This is a genomic window from Burkholderia sp. Ac-20392, from assembly GCF_017104585.1.
Taxonomy (GTDB): Bacteria; Pseudomonadota; Gammaproteobacteria; order Burkholderiales; family Burkholderiaceae; genus Burkholderia; species Burkholderia lata.
In genome coordinates this window covers 1-16,505 of the sequence record NZ_JAAGPB010000169.1, presented here as the reverse complement: position 1 = coordinate 16,505, position 16,505 = coordinate 1, and the positions used below count along the sequence as shown (strand labels likewise).

Sequence of the window (16,505 nt, the reverse complement as noted above, 5' to 3'; positions counted from 1 at the left end):
CACGCACCACCCCGATCCGCGTCGCCGCGCTCGCCGAGCGTGCGCGTGCGGCGTGACGGCCGGCCGACCAGCCAGGCCCAACTGGAGGAGACGACATGAAGAACGACCTGCCCGAACTGGCCCCGCAAGCCGTGCCGTCGGTGGATGCGCTGGCGGCGCTGCTGCGCGACCAGCGCGCGGCCTACCTGCGCGCGCCGTATCCGGCATGGGAAACGCGCGTGCAGCATCTGCGTGCGCTGCGCACGATGCTGATCGACCATGCGGATGCACTCGCCGAAGCGATCAGTGCCGATTTCGGTCATCGCGCGAAGCAGGAAGTGCTGCTGTCGGAAATCTGGATGGCGAAGGAAGAGATCGACGACGCGCTCAAGCACGGCAAGCGCTGGATGAAACCGATCCGCAAACCAATGAACAAGTGGCTGCGCCCGGCGCGCGCGAAGGTGATTCCGCAGCCGCTCGGCGTGGTCGGCATCGTCGTGCCGTGGAACTATCCGGTGCTGCTCGCGGCCGGCCCGCTGATCTGCGCGCTCGCCGCCGGCAACCGCGCGATCATCAAGATGTCCGAACTGACGCCGCGCACATCGGCGCTGTTCGAGCAGCTCATTGCCAAGACCTTCACGCGTGACCACGTCGCGGTCGTGAACGGCGATGCGGAAGTCGGCGCCGCGTTCAGCGGGCTGCCGTTCGATCACCTGCTGTTCACCGGCTCGACGCACGTCGGCCGCCACGTGATGCGCGCGGCCGCCGACAACCTCACGCCCGTCACGCTCGAACTCGGCGGCAAGTCGCCGGCGATCGTCGGCCCGAACGCGCGCTTCGATGCAGCCGTCGACGCGATCGTCGCCGGCAAGACGCTGAACGCGGGCCAGACCTGCATCGCACCCGACTACGTGCTGCTGCCGCGCGGGATGGAAGCCGCGTTCATCGAGCGCGCGCGTGCCCGCTTCGCGAAGATGTATCCCGACCTGTCGGCCAACGGCGACTACACGACGATCGTGTCGCCGCGCCACTACGCGCGGCTGCAGCAACTCGCGAGCGACGCGCAGGCGGCCGGCGCGCAGTTGCATCCGCTGTCCGACGCGCAATCCGATTCCGCGTCGCGCCGCTTCGTGCCGTGCGCGGTCACGCAGGTGCCGGCCGCGTCGCAACTGATGCAGGAGGAAATCTTCGGGCCGCTGCTGCCGCTCGTGCCGTACGAACGGCTCGACGAAGCGATCGCCTACGTGAATGCACGCCCGCGTCCGCTCGCGCTCTACCTGTTCGACGAGGACGGCGGCACGATCGACCGTGTGATGCGTGAAACGATCTCCGGCGGCGTGTCGATCAACGAAACGCTGATGCACATCGCGTGCGGCAGTTTGCCGTTCGGTGGTGTCGGTGCGAGCGGCATGGGCGCCTATCACGGCTACGACGGCTTCGTGACGTTCTCGAAGATGAAGCCGGTGCTCACGCAGGCACGCCTGAACGCACGCAACCTGCTCGCGCCGCCGTACGGCAAGCGCTTCGCCGCGCTGATCAAGCTGATGCTGAAGTTCTGAGCGAAACGGGCCGCGCGCATCGCGCCGCGGCCCGTCCCAGCATGCCGCGCGGCGAGGATGCCGCGCGCGCCGTCACACGGGCCAGAGCGGCCCTTCCTGCATCGCGCCGATCTGCTCGCGCAACTCGAGCACGCGCGCTTCCCAGTAACGATGCGTGTTGAACCACGGGAACGCGGCCGGAAACGCGGGATCGTCCCAGCGCCGCGCGAGCCATGCCGCGTAGTGGATCAGCCGCAGCGTGCGCAGCGCTTCGACGAGATGCAACTCGCGCGGCTCGAATTCGCAGAAATCCTCGTAGCCGGCCAGCAGGTCCGCCAGCGCACGCGATGCGCCTTCACGATCGCCCGGCAGCAGCAGCCACAGATCCTGGATCGCGGGCGCCATCCGGCTGTCGTCGAAGTCGACGAAGTGCGGGCCGGCATCGGTCCACAGCACGTTGCTTGGATGACAGTCGCCGTGCGTGCGCAGCAGGCGGATCTCGCCCGCCCGCTCGAACGCGGCCTCGACGCCTTCGAGCGCGAGCGTCACGGCCGTCTCGTACGCGGGCCGCACATCGTCCGGAATGAAATCGTGCGCGAGCAGGTAGTCGCGCGGCTCGTAGCCGAACGTCTTGATGTCGAGCACGGGGCGCGCCGCATACGGCTGCGTCGCACCGACCGCATGGATCCGGCCGATGAAGCGGCCGAGCCATTCGAGCGTGTCGCTGCGATCGAGATCGGGCGCGCGGCCGCCGCGCCGCTCGAAGATCGAGAAGCGGAAGCCGTCGAACGCGTGCAGCGTGCGGCCGTCGAACGTGCGCGCAGGCACCGCCGGAATCTCGCGCGCGGCGAGTTCGGCGACGAACGCGTGCTCTTCGAGGATCGCTTCGTCCGACCAGCGAGCCGGACGGTAGAACTTCGCGACGACCGGCGGGCCGTCTTCGATACCGACCTGATAGACGCGGTTTTCGTAGCTGTTGAGCGCGAGCAGGCGCCCGTCGGTGCGCAGGCCGGCCGGTATCAGCACGCTGTCGAGCGCGTCGAGCACGCACTCGGGCGTGAGTCCGGCGAACGGCGGGCCGGCGGGAGAAGCGGGAGCGGAAGTGACGTCTTTCATGCCCCGCATTGTGCCGCCAGCCGGGCTGAAAGACGAGCGCCCGGTGCGGTGGTTGCGCTTAGTGAAGCGCCGCGCCGGCCGGCAGCACCGATTCGCCGGTGTCGATCAGGTCCTCGAGAAAGAACGGCTCGGTGTTGAGTTCCTTGGACTCGCCCGGTACACCCGCGTACCAGGTCACCATGGCCATGTCGCCCAGAACGCGCTGGACGATGCCGCGCGCGCCCTTCGGCACCGCGATATGGGTAGTGCAGACAATCGACCCGACATGCATGATGGTTCCCCACTCTTGAATCTTGAAACCCGGCCCGCTGGGGGCCGGCAAATGCACGATCCGCGCGCTCTCGACGGAGCGTTGCGCGTAATCCCATTGTTCACGGTTTATCGAAGCACGAAAAGAAGAAGAAGCAGGCGAAGTGCCGCGAATTCGTCGAATGTCTCCAATCAACCACTGCGCCGGGGTAGACGCTTGCCCACCCGGTTACCCCCATCATACCCTGTCGAATGTGACTGCCCGCCGAATCCCCGGCATCACCGCGGCCCGCACGTGACGGACACCCCGCGCGCACCGTGGGTCCGATGCAGGGTCGCCACGCACATTCGCACGACTGCGGTTGCCGAACCACGCTACACCGTCGCCACCTTCCCCTGCATCGAACGCGGCCCGCGCAGCGACGGTTGCGCGCGCATCGCCCTTCGTCACGCGATGCCGCCGACAGGTGTTGCGTCCGATGCCGGCCTTGCGGTACCTTTGATGCTCATTCGCGTTCAAGCGCATTCCGACACGATGCATCCGTCCACGTCCGCCCTTGCAAAATCCCGGCCGCAGTTCGACTCGCGGCCGCAGGCGTGCGCGCATCCGTCGGTTCTTCCTCCTCCTGTCGCACCGCCGCTCGTCGGCGCCGCGCCGCCCCCTCCGGCGGCACGCGCCGGCTGACCAGCCGGCTTCCGTTTCGTCTTCCATTCGCCCGCGGGCCTGCAATCGTGCGTCATGACGCACGGCGTGTTGCTGCGCGCGCGGATGGAACGTTCCGATCCGTTCGACAGGTGGATTCACATGGTTTCGTTCAAACGCGCGCTCGCCGCGCATGGCGCGACGTCGCTCTTCGTGCTGCTGTGGAGCAGCGGCGCGATCTTCGCTGAACTCGGTCTGCGTCACGCATCCGCGTTCGTCTTTCTCACCGCACGTTTCGCACTGGCGTCTCTCGTGCTGCTCGGGCTGGCCTTCCTGCGCAAACGCTGGCTGCCGCCGCGCGGCGAGCGGCGCATGGCCGCGCTGACCGGCTTGCTGATGATGGGCGGCTATTCGATCTTCTACCTGCTCGCGCTCGAACGCGGGATCGCGCCGGGCGTGCTCGCGACGATCCTCGGCGTGCAGCCGATCCTCACGCTCGCGATCGTCGAACGGCGCTGGCAGCCCGTGCGCATCGCGGGGCTCGCGCTGTCGCTGACCGGCCTCGCGCTCGTCGTGTTCCGCGGCGTAGGAGACGGCGGCCTGTCGCTCGCGGGCATCGCGTGCGCGCTCACCGCGCTCGTCGCGCTGACCGCCGGCTCGCTGCTGCAAAAGCGCGTACGTGCGGCGCCCGCCGACGTGCTGCCGCTGCAGAATGCGATCGGCCTCGCGCTGTGCGTGGCGATCGTGCCGTTCCGGCCGGTGTCGTTCGACATGAGCTGGGCATTCGTGATCCCGCTGTTGTGGCTCGGCATCGTGATTTCGGTGATCGCGCAACTGCTGTTCTACCGGTTGATGCAGCGCGGCGATCTCGTCAACGTGACGAGCCTGTTCTATCTCGTGCCCGTCGTCACCACGCTGATGGATGCCGTGTGGCTCGGCAACCGGCCCGAGCCGCTCGCGCTCGCCGGCATGGGCGCGATCATCGCGGGGCTCGCACTCGTGTTCCGCGCGCCGGCCGCCCGCGTGCAACCCGACCGCGCATGAGCGGGCGTGCCGCCGCGCCCATGGGTACGGCGGCACGCATCGGACACATACGACGAATCCGCACAAATCGAAAGGCACGGGAAAGATACGTGCAAGGCGTTCGTCTAACTTGCAGGAAAAATGCGCGATTCGCCTGGCTTTCCGCTGATTTTTAATGGTTCGGATAGCGAAAAGCGTCGCCGTTTGCCTATACTCGAATTGACCGCCCCGCTCGCAATCGGGTCGGACCAATACTAGAAACACCCGGCATGGGGCCGGAGCAAGCGCGCAAGCGCCCACTCCGGCCGACCTTGGAGACACGCATGACGACCTACTTCACGATCGGCGACTTCATCCTGTTGATTCCGATGGCGCTGGCCGGAGCGCTATTTCTCGGCGCGGTGCCGTGCGCAACCGAATTCCGCCACAACCTGCTGCGCGTGCTGGGCGTCATCCTCGGCGTCGGTGTCGCAGTGTTGCTCGTCGAAGGCCTGCCTGCGCTGATCTAGCGGCGCACCACCCGTGCGTGGCGTGCATCGCTGCATTGCAGCGATGCGATGTGTTGCGCGCCAGTCTTTGATACGGCACGCGTTGTTTCGCATGCCGTATCGACTGCCGATCAGATCGCCTGATCGGTGGATGGCTTTTCCCACAGATTGATGCCGCCTTCCGTCGCGTGACGATCGATCTCCGCGAGTTCTTCCGCCGAGAATTCGAGGTTCTTCAACGCGCCGACGTTTTCACGCACCTGTTCCGCCCGGCTAGCGCCGATCAGCGCGGACGTCACGCGGCCGTTGCGCAATACCCATGCGAGCGCCATCTGCGCGAGGCTCTGCCCGCGCCGTTCGGCGATCGCGTTGAGCTTGCGCACATGGTCGAGGTTGTCCGCGCTCAGGTGATCCTGCTTCAGCGAACCGCCGCCCGGCTTGTTCACGCGCGCGTCGGCCGGCACGCCGTTCAGGTACTTCGACGTGAGCAGCCCCTGCGCGAGCGGCGTGAACGCAATGCTGCCCGTGCCGATCTCGTCGAGCGTGCCGAGCAGTTCGGTTTCGACCCAGCGATTCAGCAGGTTGTACGACGGCTGGTGGATCAGCAGCGGCACCTTGTACTGCGCGAGCAGCTCGGCCATCTCGCGCGTCTTGGCCGCCGAGTACGACGAAATGCCGATGTAGAGCGCCTTGCCCTGCTGCACGGCCGACGCGAGCGCGCCCGCCGTTTCCTCGAGCGGCGTGTGCGCGTCGAAGCGGTGCGAATAGAAGATGTCGACATAGTCGAGCCCCATCCGCTGCAGGCTCTGGTCGAGGCTCGCGAGCACGTACTTGCGCGACCCGCCGCCGCTGCCGTACGGCCCCGGCCACATGTCCCAGCCGGCCTTCGTCGAGATCAGCAACTCGTCGCGATACGGCCGGAAATCCTCCTTCAGCAGCCGGCCGAAGTTGGTTTCCGCGCTGCCGTACGGCGGCCCGTAGTTGTTCGCGAGATCGAAGTGGTTGATGCCGAGGTCGAACGCGGTGCGCAGGATCTCGCGCTGCGTCGAGATCGGCGTCGAGTCGCCGAAGTTGTGCCACAGGCCGAGCGACAGCGCGGGCAGTTTGAGCCCGGATTTGCCGCAGGTGCGGTATTGCATGTCGGCATAACGTTCGGAAGCTGCTTCGTAGGCCATGAGTCGGTTCCGTCAGGACTTCGGGAGAGGGGACGCGCGCCGGCCGCGCACACGGCGCGGCGGCGGCGAAGGAGTCATACGACGACTATGGTAGCGAAAGCGGCCGGAACGCGCTCGGCGACACGACGATGGACGCGACCGCGGCCGTCGCCTACACTGCGGCGTCTCGAATCACCGTTTCAGCGAGGTTGGTATGTCCCGGGTCATCTCGGTTGCGCTGCTCGTCGGCGGCGTCGTGCTGCTGTATTTCGGCGGCCAGTCGTTCCATTCGATCAACGACAACGTGTCGCGCTTCTTCACCGGCTCGCCCGCAACGAAGACGATCCTGCTGATCGTGGGCGGCGCCGTCGCATCGTTCATCGGCCTGATCGGCCTCGCGATGCCGGGCGGCAAGCGCTGAGCGCACAGCCGCGCGATGCGCACGTGGCCCGCGTCTGCGACCGGGCCGCGCCAAACGAAACGGGCGGCCAGGCCGCCCGTTGCTTCAAACGCCCGCGATGCGCCGCATCGCGTGATCGCGGCGGTGCCACCGCCCGTCCGATCCGAACCTAGAACTGCACTTCCGGCCTCGACGCCGAACGCGTGCCCGGCACCGGCCGGTTGCTCGCGCCGTGGTACGTGTATACGAGCGAGAACTTCACCTGGTCGGAACGGTTCTGCCCGGCCGAATGCAGCGTGTTGCTGTGGAAGAACACGACGTCGCCCGTCTGCAGCGACGGGCACGTGGCTGCATCGATCATCTTCTTGTTCGCCGGCAGGTCGCTGCGGAAGAACTTCGCGTCGTCGAACGCTTCAGGCCCGAATTCGGCCGTATGCGACCCCGGTACGAGCCACAGTGCGCCGTTCTCGTTCGTTTCCGGCCCGAGCGCGAGCCACACCGACACCATGTCCGGGCGCTCGAACGACCAGTAGCGGAAATCGCGATGCCAGCCGGTCAGGCTGCCGTACGCGGGGTGCTTCGTCATCATGCAGTTGTGATGCGCGCGCGACAGCACCGGTTCTTCACCGAAATAGGCGTGCATCCACGCACCGATTTCGGGTGCGATCGCGCGCTCGGCGAAGGCCGGATCGCGCGAGTACGCATCGAGCAGCCGCCGCACCGTATGCCCGCCCGGTGCATGCTTGGACTCGGGCGCGCCCGGGTAGCGCAGGTCCGCCTCGAACTCGATCGGCTCGGCCGCCTCCCGCAACTGGCGCTCCGCGATCTGTCTGAGCGCCGCGCATTGTTCCTCGCCGACGAGGCCACGCGCGACGACAAAGCCGCGCTCGCGCAATTCCGCGACTTGCGCGCGGATCGATTCCGACTGCAATGGAGACGACATGGGATGCCAGACGCTTATTGTGTGAATGTGACACGATTGTAAATCGGCGCCGGATGCCGCGAACAGCACCATTGTCGTGCGCAGGGGCATGCCAATCGCGGATTTGATCCGGCTCAAGGGAACTGTTCGTCGCGGCGCTGGCCTCACCGACAGGCGGTATGCGGCACACGCCTTGTGGCACAAGGGTTTATCGCGACTTTTGCCCGTCATGAATCCCCTGTAGCCTGTCGCGGCCTGTCAATTCTGGCGGGCGCGGCGCGCAGCGAGTTTCGGTAAGATCCGTTGCGCCATCCGAGGCCGTTCATACCAGTGCGCTCTCAAGGGCGCCATCCATACAAGCGAAGCATCGTTCACATGCCATTCCGTCTGACTTCCCGTCTCAGCCGCGCTGCGAAGCGCGTTGTGCCGCCCGCTCCTGCCCGCTCGCTGCGCCATCACCGCGCACGCACGCAGGCGCTGGCCGAGCGTACGCCCGCACATAGCCGGCTGGACGGTATCCGCGCGTGGTTCCACGCATTTTTCTCGATGATGAGCGCGCAGGCGTTCTCGCGCCGTGCCGGCCTGCGCTCGCTGCTGCAGAAGCCGTCGTCGCTGCGCGCGCTTGCGCTGCGCCGCGCGCTCGGCCCGCAGCGCCGCGTCAACCGCCCGCGCCGCCTCGCGGCCAGCAACGGCTGGTTCGGGTTCGGCGCGCGCTGAGCGCACGCCGGCGGGCACCGCGCGCGACGATCGCCGTCGCGCCGTGGCCCGCTGGTCCGATTGCCCCGGCGATCGGAACCCATAAAAAAACCCCGGCTTTGCCGGGGTTTTTCATTTGAGGCGAGCGACGCTTACGCGACGCGTGCCGTCGGCTCGACGCCGGCCGCTTCGGCCAGGGCGAGCGCCTTGTCGGTCGCTTCCCACGAGAATTCCGGCTCTTCGCGGCCGAAGTGGCCGTAAGCAGCGGTCTTCTCGTAGATCGGGCGCAGCAGGTCGAGCATCTTGATGATGCCCTTCGGACGCAGGTCGAAATGCTCGCGCACGAGCTTCGTGATCACCGCATCCGACACGCGGCCCGTGCCGAACGTATTGACCATCACCGAAGTCGGCTCGGCAACGCCGATCGCGTACGACACCTGGATCAGCGCGCGCGACGCGAGGCCGGCGGCGACGATGTTCTTCGCGACGTAGCGGCCTGCGTATGCAGCCGAACGGTCGACCTTCGACGGATCCTTGCCCGAGAACGCGCCGCCGCCGTGCGGTGCGGCACCGCCGTACGTGTCGACGATGATCTTGCGGCCGGTCAGGCCGCAATCGCCCTGCGGGCCGCCGATCACGAACCGGCCGGTCGGGTTCACCAGGAACTTGATGTCGCCCTTGATCAGGTCGGCCGGCAGCGTCGGCTTGATGATTTCCTCGATCACAGCTTCACGCAGCGCCGGCAGCTCGATGTCCGGTGCGTGCTGCGTCGACAGCACGACGGTGTCGATCGAATGCGGCTTGCCGTCGACGTAGCGGACCGTCACCTGCGACTTCGCGTCCGGGCGCAGCCATTGCAGGCGGCCGTCGCGGCGCAGGCTGGCCTGACGCTCGACGAGGCGGTGCGACAGATAGATCGGCAGCGGCATCAGTTCCGGCGTTTCATCGCACGCGTAACCGAACATCAGACCCTGGTCGCCCGCGCCCTGGTCGAGGTTGTCGTCGTGTGCACGATCGACGCCCTGGGCGATGTCCGGCGACTGCTTGTCGTACGCGACGAGCACGGCGCAACCCTTGTAGTCGATGCCGTAGTCGGTGTTGTCGTAGCCGATGCGCTTGATCGTGTCGCGCGCGATCTGGATGTAGTCGATGTTGGCCGTCGTGGTGATTTCACCGGCCAGGACGACGAGACCCGTGTTGCACAGCGTTTCCGCCGCAACGCGGGAATACTTGTCTTGCTCGAGGATGGCGTCGAGGATCGCGTCCGAGATTTGGTCCGCGACTTTGTCCGGATGGCCTTCAGAGACGGATTCGGACGTGAAGAGGTAATCGTTTGCCACTTTTTCAGGCTCCTGTGTGGTTACGGTTGGTTTCACGTAGCCAGCTTCGTTGGGCCTGAAGCGGCGACGCTTTAGCGGATTACCAGGACCGGGCAGCGCGTGTAACGCTAACCGGCTTCGCCCCGCAAGTTGTCAGTTAACTCGGCGAAGCCCGTATTATAGCGGCTTTCCTGAATTGTCACAGAGCGCCGCCCGTGCTGCATCTTCCGCTGTTTCACCACCCTGTTCGCAAAGCGCCGGCCAGCCGGTCCCACGGAGGTTTCGCATGCTAGGTCGTCTAGCCACGCACCTCGCCATTGGCTTGCTGAAACTGCTCGCCCTGTTGCCGTACGGCCTGACCGCACGGTTCGGCGATGGTCTCGGCTGGCTGCTCTACAAGATCCCCAGCCGGCGAAAGCGCATCGTACACACCAATCTGAAACTCTGCTTCCCTGATTGGAGCGACGAACATCGCGAGGAAATCGCCGGGCAACACTTCCGCCATGCGATCCGCAGCTACGTCGAACGCAGCGTGCAATGGTTCGGCTCGGAGAAAAAGCTCGCGAAGCTGATCCAGGTCGACAGCGCGGTCGACCTCGACGATCCGGACCTGCCGCCGACGCTGTTCCTCGGCCTGCATTTCGTCGGCATCGAGGCCGGCTCGATCTGGCTGAATCGTTCGCTGCACCGCCGCTGCGGGTCGCTCTACCAGCCGTTCTCGAACGCGGTGCTCGAAGAAGAGGCAAAGAAGGCACGTGGGCGTTTCGACGCCGAGATGGTCGGCCGCGCGGACAGCGCGCGCGTCGTGCTGCGCTGGCTGCGCGACCGCAAGCCGGTGATGCTCGGCGCCGACATGGACTACGGGCTGCGCAATTCGACGTTCGTCCCGTTCTTCGGCGTGCCCGCCTGCACGCTGACGGCGGTCGGCCGGCTCGCGAAGACGGGCCGTGCGCAGGTCGTGCCGTTCATCGGCGAGGTGCTGCCGAACTACAAGGGCTACCGTCTGAAGGTATTCAAGCCGTGGGATCAGTACCCGACCGGCGACGACGATCTCGACGCGCGACGGATGAACGAATTCCTCGAGGAACAGATCCCGCTGATGCCCGAGCAATATTATTGGGTCCACAAGCGCTTCAAGACGCGCCCGAACGGCGAGCCGAGCCTGTACTGACCCTCTCAACCCGCGGGCGCGCCTTCATGTGCGCGCCTGCACTCCTCTCTACACCTTCTGCACGCTTTGTGCGCGCGCCCGCCACAAATCGAACCCGACCTGCTGCGCGAGCCATAGGTCGGCACGCCCGCCGTTGTCCTCCCCGAGCCACGCTTCGAGACGCAGCGCCATTTCCGACGAGATGCCGGCATGGCCGTGCAGGATCCGCGACAGCGCGGCACTCGATACGCCAAGCCGAGCGGCGGCCTCGGTGACGGTAAGGCCGAACGCCGGCAGCAAGTCATCCCGCAGGGCTTCACCAGGATGAGGTGGATTGAAGATGTGAGTCATGGCTTTCCTGATCAGGTCGTGGAGCCGTTTTCGTGTGACCAAACTATGTGATTCGTTCGGTTGCCCGGTCAATTTGACTCGTACGAAAGCGCTCGCTCAATTCACTCCATGCCTTCGCCATCCTCGCCATCCCTCTCATGCCCCCGCCCGCGCAGGACGCCCCTGTCGGCTGCATGTATCATTTGCGGTTGAGATCAGCACGACGAACGAGGCCGCCCGGCATGGCGCGGCGTCGCGCGCGCCGCGCTGACCGCCTTGTTCGCCATGGAAATCCGGACCCAGTGAAACTCTCGTTCACCAAGATGCACGGCGCGGGCAACGACTTCGTCGTGCTCGACGGCTATTCGCGCGCGTTGCCGCCGCTCACCGAAGCGCAGGTGCGTGCGCTCGCCAATCGTCACTTCGGCATCGGCGCCGACCAGCTGCTGCTCGTCGAAAAACCGACCGTCGACGGCGTGGATTTCAAGTACCGGATCTTCAATTGCGACGGCGGCGAGGTCGAGCACTGCGGCAACGGCGCACGCTGCTTCGTGAAATTCGTCAGCGACCGCGGCCTGACCGACAAGCGCAGCGTGCGCGTGCAGGTGATGAAGGGCCTGATCACGCTGACGATGCAGGACAACGGCGAAGTCGTCGTCGACATGGGTGCGCCCGTGTTCACGCCGGCACAAGTGCCGTTCGATGCAGCAGGCCTCGACGGCCGCACCGAGGGCCACGACACGCTGTGGCCGCTCGACGTCGGCGGCGCGACGCGCTGGATCTCGACGGTGACGATGGGCAACCCGCACGCGGTGCAGGTCGTCGACGACACCGAGGCGTATCCGGTGCTCGAAGAAGGCCCGCTGATCGAGCACCACGCGCGCTTCCCGGAGCGCGTGAACGCCGGCTTCATGCAGGTCGTGTCGCGCAGCGAAGTGAAGCTGCGCGTGTACGAACGCGCGGCGGGCGAGACGCTTGCGTGCGGCACCGGCGCGTGCGCGGCGGTCGCGGCCGGCATCCGGCGCGGCCTGCTCGATTCGCCCGTGACCGTGCACACGCACGGCGGCACGCTGACGATCAGCTGGGACGGCGCGCGCGACGAAGCCGCCGCGCTGATGATGGCCGGCCCCGCCACGACCGTGTTCGAAGGCGAGATCGACCTGCCCGCCTGACCCCGCAACGTCCTTGATAACTGAACGCTCCAGCCACATGAACGATCGCGAAGTCGCCGACTACCTGCTCGCCAATCCCGAATTCTTCGCGCAGCACGCCGAACTGCTCGCGACGATCCGCCTCGCGAACCCGCACGGCAAGGCCGCGATCTCGCTGCAGGAGCGGCAAATGGAGATGCTGCGCGACAAGAACAAGCATCTCGAGCGCCGGCTCGCCGAACTCGTGCGCTACGGCCACGAGAACGACAGCCTGTCCGCGAAGTTCAGCCGCTGGACCGCACGCGTGATCGCGGAACGCGATCCGTACGCGCTGCCGCGCACGATCGCCGACGGCATCGCCGAAGTATTCGACGTGCCGCAGACGGCGCTGCGCGTGTGGGACGTCGCCGACACCTACTCGCAAGCCGATTTCGCGCGCCAGGTCGGCGAGGAAGTGCGCCTGTTCACGAATGGGCTGTCGACGCCGTACTGCGGCGCGAACACGGGCTTCGAAGCCGCGCAGTGGCTGGCGCCCGCGGTCGCCGCCTCGGCCGCGAATGCGGCGGAAGGCACGGAAGCCGCGCCGCCGGCCGGCGACGGTTCGGCCGCATCGGTCGCGCTGCTCGCGCTGCGTGCGCCGCTCGCCGGCACCGATGCGCCCGCGTTCGGCCTGCTCGTCCTGGGCTCGCCCGACCCGCGCCGCTTCCACGACGGGATGGCCACCGATTTCCTCGCGCAGATCGCGACGCTCGCAAGCGCCGCGCTCACGCGCCTGCTGCCGCACTGAACCTCCCGCACGCGATGACAGACGATCCGATCGCCGCCTACCTGTCGAACCTGAAGCACGTCAGGCAGCTGTCGGAACACACGCTGCGCGGATACACGCACGAACTCGACGAGCTGAAGAAGCTCGCGAACGGTCGGCCGCTCGAAGCGCTGACGGCCGCCGACATGCGCGGCGCGGTCGCGCGCGCACACGCGGGCGGGCTGTCCGCGCGGTCGATCTCGCACCGGCTGTCCGCATGGCGCGCGTTCTACCGCTGGCTCGCGCAGCGCATCGAGATGCCCGCGAACCCGGTTGCCGCGGTGCGTGCGCCGAAACGTGCGAAAACCTTGCCGAAGGCGTTGTCGGTCGACGATGCGTCCGCATTGATGGACGCGCCGCTCGCCAACACGACCGAAGGCATCCGCGATCACGCGATCCTCGAGCTGTTCTATTCGTCGGGGCTGCGCCTCGCGGAGCTGATCGGGCTTGACGTGATGTACACGCAGGCCGATGGCTACCGCTCGACCGGCTGGCTCGACCTCGCCGAAGCCGAAGTCACCGTGCGCGGCAAGGGCAACAAGGAACGCAAGGTGCCGGTCGGCCGCAAGGCGATCGATGCGCTGAACGCCTGGCTCGCGGTGCGCGGCGAATTCGTGAAGCACGATCCGCATCCGCTGTTCGTGTCCGTGCGCGGCAACCGGATGTCGCCGGGCGTCGTGCGCGAGCGCGTGAAGCGCGCGGCGCTCACCGCGGGCATCCCCGCCAACGTCCATCCGCACGTGCTGCGCCACTCGTTCGCGACGCACGTGCTGCAGTCGAGCGGCGACCTGCGCGCAGTGCAGGAATTGCTCGGCCACGCAAGCGTCTCCGCGACGCAGGTCTATACGTCGCTCGACTTCCAGCATCTCGCGAAGATTTACGACAGCGCGCATCCGCGCGCGAAGAAGCGCGACTGACGCGCTTCCCGTGTTACCCGCCGCGCGCGGCGACCGGCCACGGTCGGCGTCGCGCACGGCCCATTTCGATCTCATCATGCAAACCGTCACCCTCAAGCCGTCCAAGGAAAAATCGCTGCTGCGTCGCCATCCGTGGATCTACGCCAATGCGATCGACCGCGTCGACGGCAAGCCCGCGCCCGGCGCGACCGTGATCGTGCGCACGCACGACGGCCGCTTCCTCGCGCGCGGCGCGTACAGCCCGCAATCGCAGATCCGCGTGCGCGTGTGGAGCTTCGACGAGAACGAGCCGATCGACCACGCGTTCTTCAAGCGCCGCGTGCAGCGCGCGGTCGCGCACCGCACGACGATGGTGTCGGGCACGGGCGCGGTGCGGCTCGTGTTCGGCGAAGCCGACGGGCTGCCGGGGCTGATCGTCGACTACTACGTCGCGGATACCGCCGAAGCCGGTGCGGCGCCACGCGGCCAGCTCGTCTGCCAGTTCATGGCCGCGGGCGTCGAGGCGTGGAAGGACGCGATCGTGAAGGCGCTCGTCGGCGCGACGGACTGCCCGAACGTCTACGAGCGCTCGGACGTGTCGATCCGCGACAAGGAAGGGCTCGAACAAACCACCGGCGTGCTGGCCGGCGATGCGCCGCCCGCGACCCTGATCTCGAACGAAAACGGCGTGCGCTATCACGTCGACGTGCCGAACGGCCACAAGACCGGCTTCTACGTCGACCAGCGCGACAACCGCGCACTGGTTGCGCAGTACGCGGCCGATCGCGACGTGCTGAACTGTTTCTGCTACACCGGCGGCTTCTCGCTCGCGGCGCTCAAGGGCGGCGCGAAGCGCGTCGTGTCGATCGACTCGTCGGGCGATGCGCTCGCGCTCGCGCAGCAGAACGTCGTCGCCAACGGCTTCGACGCCGAACGCGCGACCTGGCTCGACGCCGACGCATTCAAGACGCTGCGCCGCCTCGTCGACGAAGGCGAGCGTTTCGACCTGATCGTGCTCGATCCGCCGAAGTTCGCGCCGACCCGCGACAGCGTCGATCGCGCGGCGCGTGCGTACAAGGACATCAACCTGAGCGGCTTCAAGCTGCTGCGTCCGGGCGGCCTGCTGTTCACGTACTCGTGCTCGGGCGCGATCGACATGGACCTGTTCCAGAAGATCGTCGCGGGCGCGGCCGCGGACGCGAAGGTCGACGCGCGCATCCTGAAGCGCCTCGGCGCGGGGGTCGATCACCCGCTGCTCGCCGCCTTCCCGGAAGGCGAATATCTGAAGGGCCTGCTGTTGCAAATCGTCTGATCGCCCCGATCTACGCGCGTAACCGGCCGCCGGCCGCTGCCTGGCACCCGGCGGATCCGCGCTCCCGCCTGTCGTTCGGACGACGGGCGAGGGCTTGACAGGTATGTTTCAATGGATGGTTGTGCGCCCCGGCTGGCAAAGCCCCGGGCGCGACGCACATCCTGGTTTTGACCCCGATTCACGAACCACAGGCGATTGACATGGCCACTCCCGTCACCATCCTTACCGGCTTCCTCGGCAGCGGCAAGACGACGCTGCTCAAGCGCATCCTGAACGAACAGCACGGCATGAAGATCGCCGTGATCGAGAACGAGTTCGGCGAAGAGAACATCGACAACGAAATCCTCATCCAGGATTCGAACGAGCAGATCATCCAGATGAGCAACGGCTGCATCTGCTGCACGATCCGCGGCGACCTCGCGCGCACGCTCGGCGATCTCGCCGCGAAGAAGCGCGAAGGCAAGCTCGACTTCGACCGCATCGTGATCGAAACGACCGGCCTCGCGAACCCGGGCCCGGTCGCGCAGACCTTCTTCATCGACAGCGAAATCGCCGACGATTTCCTGCTCGACGCGGTCATCACGCTGGTCGACGCGAAGCACGCGAACGCGCAGCTCGACGAGCACGAAGTCGTGCAGCGCCAGGTCGGCTTCGCCGATCGCCTGTTCATCACGAAGTCGGACCTGGTCGACGACCAGACGGTGGCCGGCCTGAAGCACCGCCTGATGCACATGAACCCGAAGGCCGCGATCAAGGTCGTGAACTTCGGCGAAGCGGACATCAAGGAAATCTTCGACCTGCGCGGCTTCAACCTGAACGCGAAGCTCGAGATCGACCCCGACTTCCTCGCCGAAGACGATCACGCGCACCACCACCACGATCACGACCATGATCACGATCACGCCAATTGCGACCACGATCACGGTCAATGCGCGCACGATCACGACCATGGCCACCACCATCATCACCACGCGCACCACGACGACAAGATCAAGTCGTTCGTGTACCGCAACGACCGCCCGTTCGACCCGAACAAGCTGGAAGACTTCCTCGGCGGCATCCTGCAGATCTACGGCGAGCGGATGCTGCGCTACAAGGGCGTGCTGTACATGAAGGGCGTCGACCGCAAGGTCGTGTTCCAGGGCGTGCACCAGATGATGGGCAGCGACCTCGCCTCGAAGTGGCTGCCGGTCGAGAAGAAGACGAACAAGATGGTGTTCATCGGCGTCGATCTGCCGCAGGACCTGATCACCGACGGCCTCGACGCCTGCCTCGCCTGACGCGCGCGGGCAACCGCCGCACACGCCGCCGCGCGGCCGCCTCGCAGGCGGCTA

General features: G+C 66.7%; 17 protein-coding genes. 11 read left to right on the top strand and 6 right to left on the bottom strand.

The annotated features are described in order from the left end of the window. The first annotated feature begins 95 nt into the window (after nucleotides 1-95). On the top strand, nucleotides 96-1,538 hold the full coding sequence (locus G3N99_RS19420; RefSeq protein WP_206123211.1) for a coniferyl aldehyde dehydrogenase: 1,443 nt from the start codon (nucleotides 96-98) through the stop codon (nucleotides 1,536-1,538). Nucleotides 1,539-1,610: 72 nt separating this feature from the next. Here G3N99_RS19420 and G3N99_RS19415 read toward each other — a convergent pair whose 3' ends face one another. Together G3N99_RS19415 and G3N99_RS19410 are read right to left on the bottom strand one after the other, a co-directional pair. Then, nucleotides 1,611-2,642 (bottom strand): serine/threonine protein kinase, encoded by a 1,032-nt coding sequence (locus G3N99_RS19415; RefSeq protein ID WP_174937465.1) that lies wholly within the window; start codon nucleotides 2,640-2,642, stop codon nucleotides 1,611-1,613. A 49-nt stretch (nucleotides 2,643-2,691) separates the two neighbouring features. Next, nucleotides 2,692-2,904, bottom strand: a complete 213-nt coding sequence (locus tag G3N99_RS19410; protein ID WP_011353523.1) for a hypothetical protein — start codon at nucleotides 2,902-2,904, stop codon at nucleotides 2,692-2,694. A gap of 783 nt (nucleotides 2,905-3,687) precedes the next feature. Between G3N99_RS19410 and G3N99_RS19405 the strand changes: the two genes are divergently transcribed. Beyond that, nucleotides 3,688-4,569, top strand: coding sequence for a DMT family transporter (locus G3N99_RS19405; RefSeq protein WP_174989359.1), 882 nt, complete (start codon nucleotides 3,688-3,690; stop codon nucleotides 4,567-4,569). Nucleotides 4,570-4,871: 302 nt separating this feature from the next. Beyond that, nucleotides 4,872-5,057, top strand: a complete 186-nt coding sequence (locus G3N99_RS19400) for a hypothetical protein (protein WP_011353526.1) — start codon at nucleotides 4,872-4,874, stop codon at nucleotides 5,055-5,057. Between the two features lie 110 nt (nucleotides 5,058-5,167). Here the strand turns inward: G3N99_RS19400 and mgrA are convergent, their stop codons facing one another. After that, the gene (gene mgrA, locus G3N99_RS19395) at nucleotides 5,168-6,211 is read right to left on the bottom strand and encodes an L-glyceraldehyde 3-phosphate reductase (protein ID WP_174937456.1); all 1,044 of its coding nucleotides are present in this window, start codon (nucleotides 6,209-6,211) and stop codon (nucleotides 5,168-5,170) included. A gap of 193 nt (nucleotides 6,212-6,404) precedes the next feature. On the opposite strand from mgrA, the gene G3N99_RS19390 reads away from it, so the two are divergent. Further along, complete coding sequence (locus G3N99_RS19390; RefSeq protein ID WP_011353528.1) at nucleotides 6,405-6,611, top strand: DUF3185 family protein; 207 nt, start codon at nucleotides 6,405-6,407, stop codon at nucleotides 6,609-6,611. Nucleotides 6,612-6,759: 148 nt separating this feature from the next. On the opposite strand, the gene G3N99_RS19385 is transcribed toward G3N99_RS19390, so the two are convergent. Continuing rightward, nucleotides 6,760-7,533, bottom strand: a complete 774-nt coding sequence (locus tag G3N99_RS19385) for a phytanoyl-CoA dioxygenase family protein (protein WP_174937455.1) — start codon at nucleotides 7,531-7,533, stop codon at nucleotides 6,760-6,762. A gap of 354 nt (nucleotides 7,534-7,887) precedes the next feature. On the opposite strand from G3N99_RS19385, the gene G3N99_RS19380 reads away from it, so the two are divergent. Beyond that, nucleotides 7,888-8,229 carry a hypothetical protein gene (locus G3N99_RS19380; RefSeq protein WP_011353530.1) on the top strand — a complete coding sequence of 114 codons (342 nt, stop codon included), beginning with the start codon at nucleotides 7,888-7,890 and terminating at the stop codon, nucleotides 8,227-8,229. Between the two features lie 131 nt (nucleotides 8,230-8,360). On the opposite strand, the gene metK is transcribed toward G3N99_RS19380, so the two are convergent. Continuing rightward, complete coding sequence (metK, locus tag G3N99_RS19375; RefSeq protein ID WP_011353531.1) at nucleotides 8,361-9,548, bottom strand: methionine adenosyltransferase; 1,188 nt, start codon at nucleotides 9,546-9,548, stop codon at nucleotides 8,361-8,363. A gap of 265 nt (nucleotides 9,549-9,813) precedes the next feature. On the opposite strand from metK, the gene lpxL reads away from it, so the two are divergent. Beyond that, nucleotides 9,814-10,698: a lauroyl acyltransferase LpxL gene (gene lpxL, locus G3N99_RS19370; RefSeq protein WP_174937453.1), complete on the top strand. Its 885-nt coding sequence runs from the start codon at nucleotides 9,814-9,816 to the stop codon at nucleotides 10,696-10,698. A 48-nt stretch (nucleotides 10,699-10,746) separates the two neighbouring features. On the opposite strand, the gene G3N99_RS19365 is transcribed toward lpxL, so the two are convergent. Then, complete coding sequence (locus G3N99_RS19365) at nucleotides 10,747-11,028, bottom strand: HigA family addiction module antitoxin (RefSeq protein ID WP_206123210.1); 282 nt, start codon at nucleotides 11,026-11,028, stop codon at nucleotides 10,747-10,749. A gap of 281 nt (nucleotides 11,029-11,309) precedes the next feature. Between G3N99_RS19365 and dapF the strand changes: the two genes are divergently transcribed. The 5 genes from dapF to G3N99_RS19340 all read left to right on the top strand — a co-directional run bounded on the left by dapF (nucleotide 11,310) and on the right by G3N99_RS19340 (nucleotide 16,451). Further along, nucleotides 11,310-12,179: a diaminopimelate epimerase gene (dapF, locus tag G3N99_RS19360; protein WP_174989355.1), complete on the top strand. Its 870-nt coding sequence runs from the start codon at nucleotides 11,310-11,312 to the stop codon at nucleotides 12,177-12,179. A gap of 37 nt (nucleotides 12,180-12,216) precedes the next feature. Next, nucleotides 12,217-12,945 (top strand): DUF484 family protein, encoded by a 729-nt coding sequence (locus G3N99_RS19355; protein WP_206123209.1) that lies wholly within the window; start codon nucleotides 12,217-12,219, stop codon nucleotides 12,943-12,945. A gap of 14 nt (nucleotides 12,946-12,959) precedes the next feature. After that, nucleotides 12,960-13,880: a tyrosine recombinase XerC gene (gene xerC / locus G3N99_RS19350; RefSeq protein WP_174937446.1), complete on the top strand. Its 921-nt coding sequence runs from the start codon at nucleotides 12,960-12,962 to the stop codon at nucleotides 13,878-13,880. 76 nt (nucleotides 13,881-13,956) lie between these two features. After that, on the top strand, nucleotides 13,957-15,171 hold the full coding sequence (locus G3N99_RS19345) for a class I SAM-dependent rRNA methyltransferase (protein ID WP_174948139.1): 1,215 nt from the start codon (nucleotides 13,957-13,959) through the stop codon (nucleotides 15,169-15,171). A gap of 200 nt (nucleotides 15,172-15,371) precedes the next feature. Next, nucleotides 15,372-16,451 carry a GTP-binding protein gene (locus G3N99_RS19340; RefSeq protein ID WP_174937443.1) on the top strand — a complete coding sequence of 360 codons (1,080 nt, stop codon included), beginning with the start codon at nucleotides 15,372-15,374 and terminating at the stop codon, nucleotides 16,449-16,451. The last annotated feature ends 54 nt before the right edge of the window (nucleotides 16,452-16,505 follow it).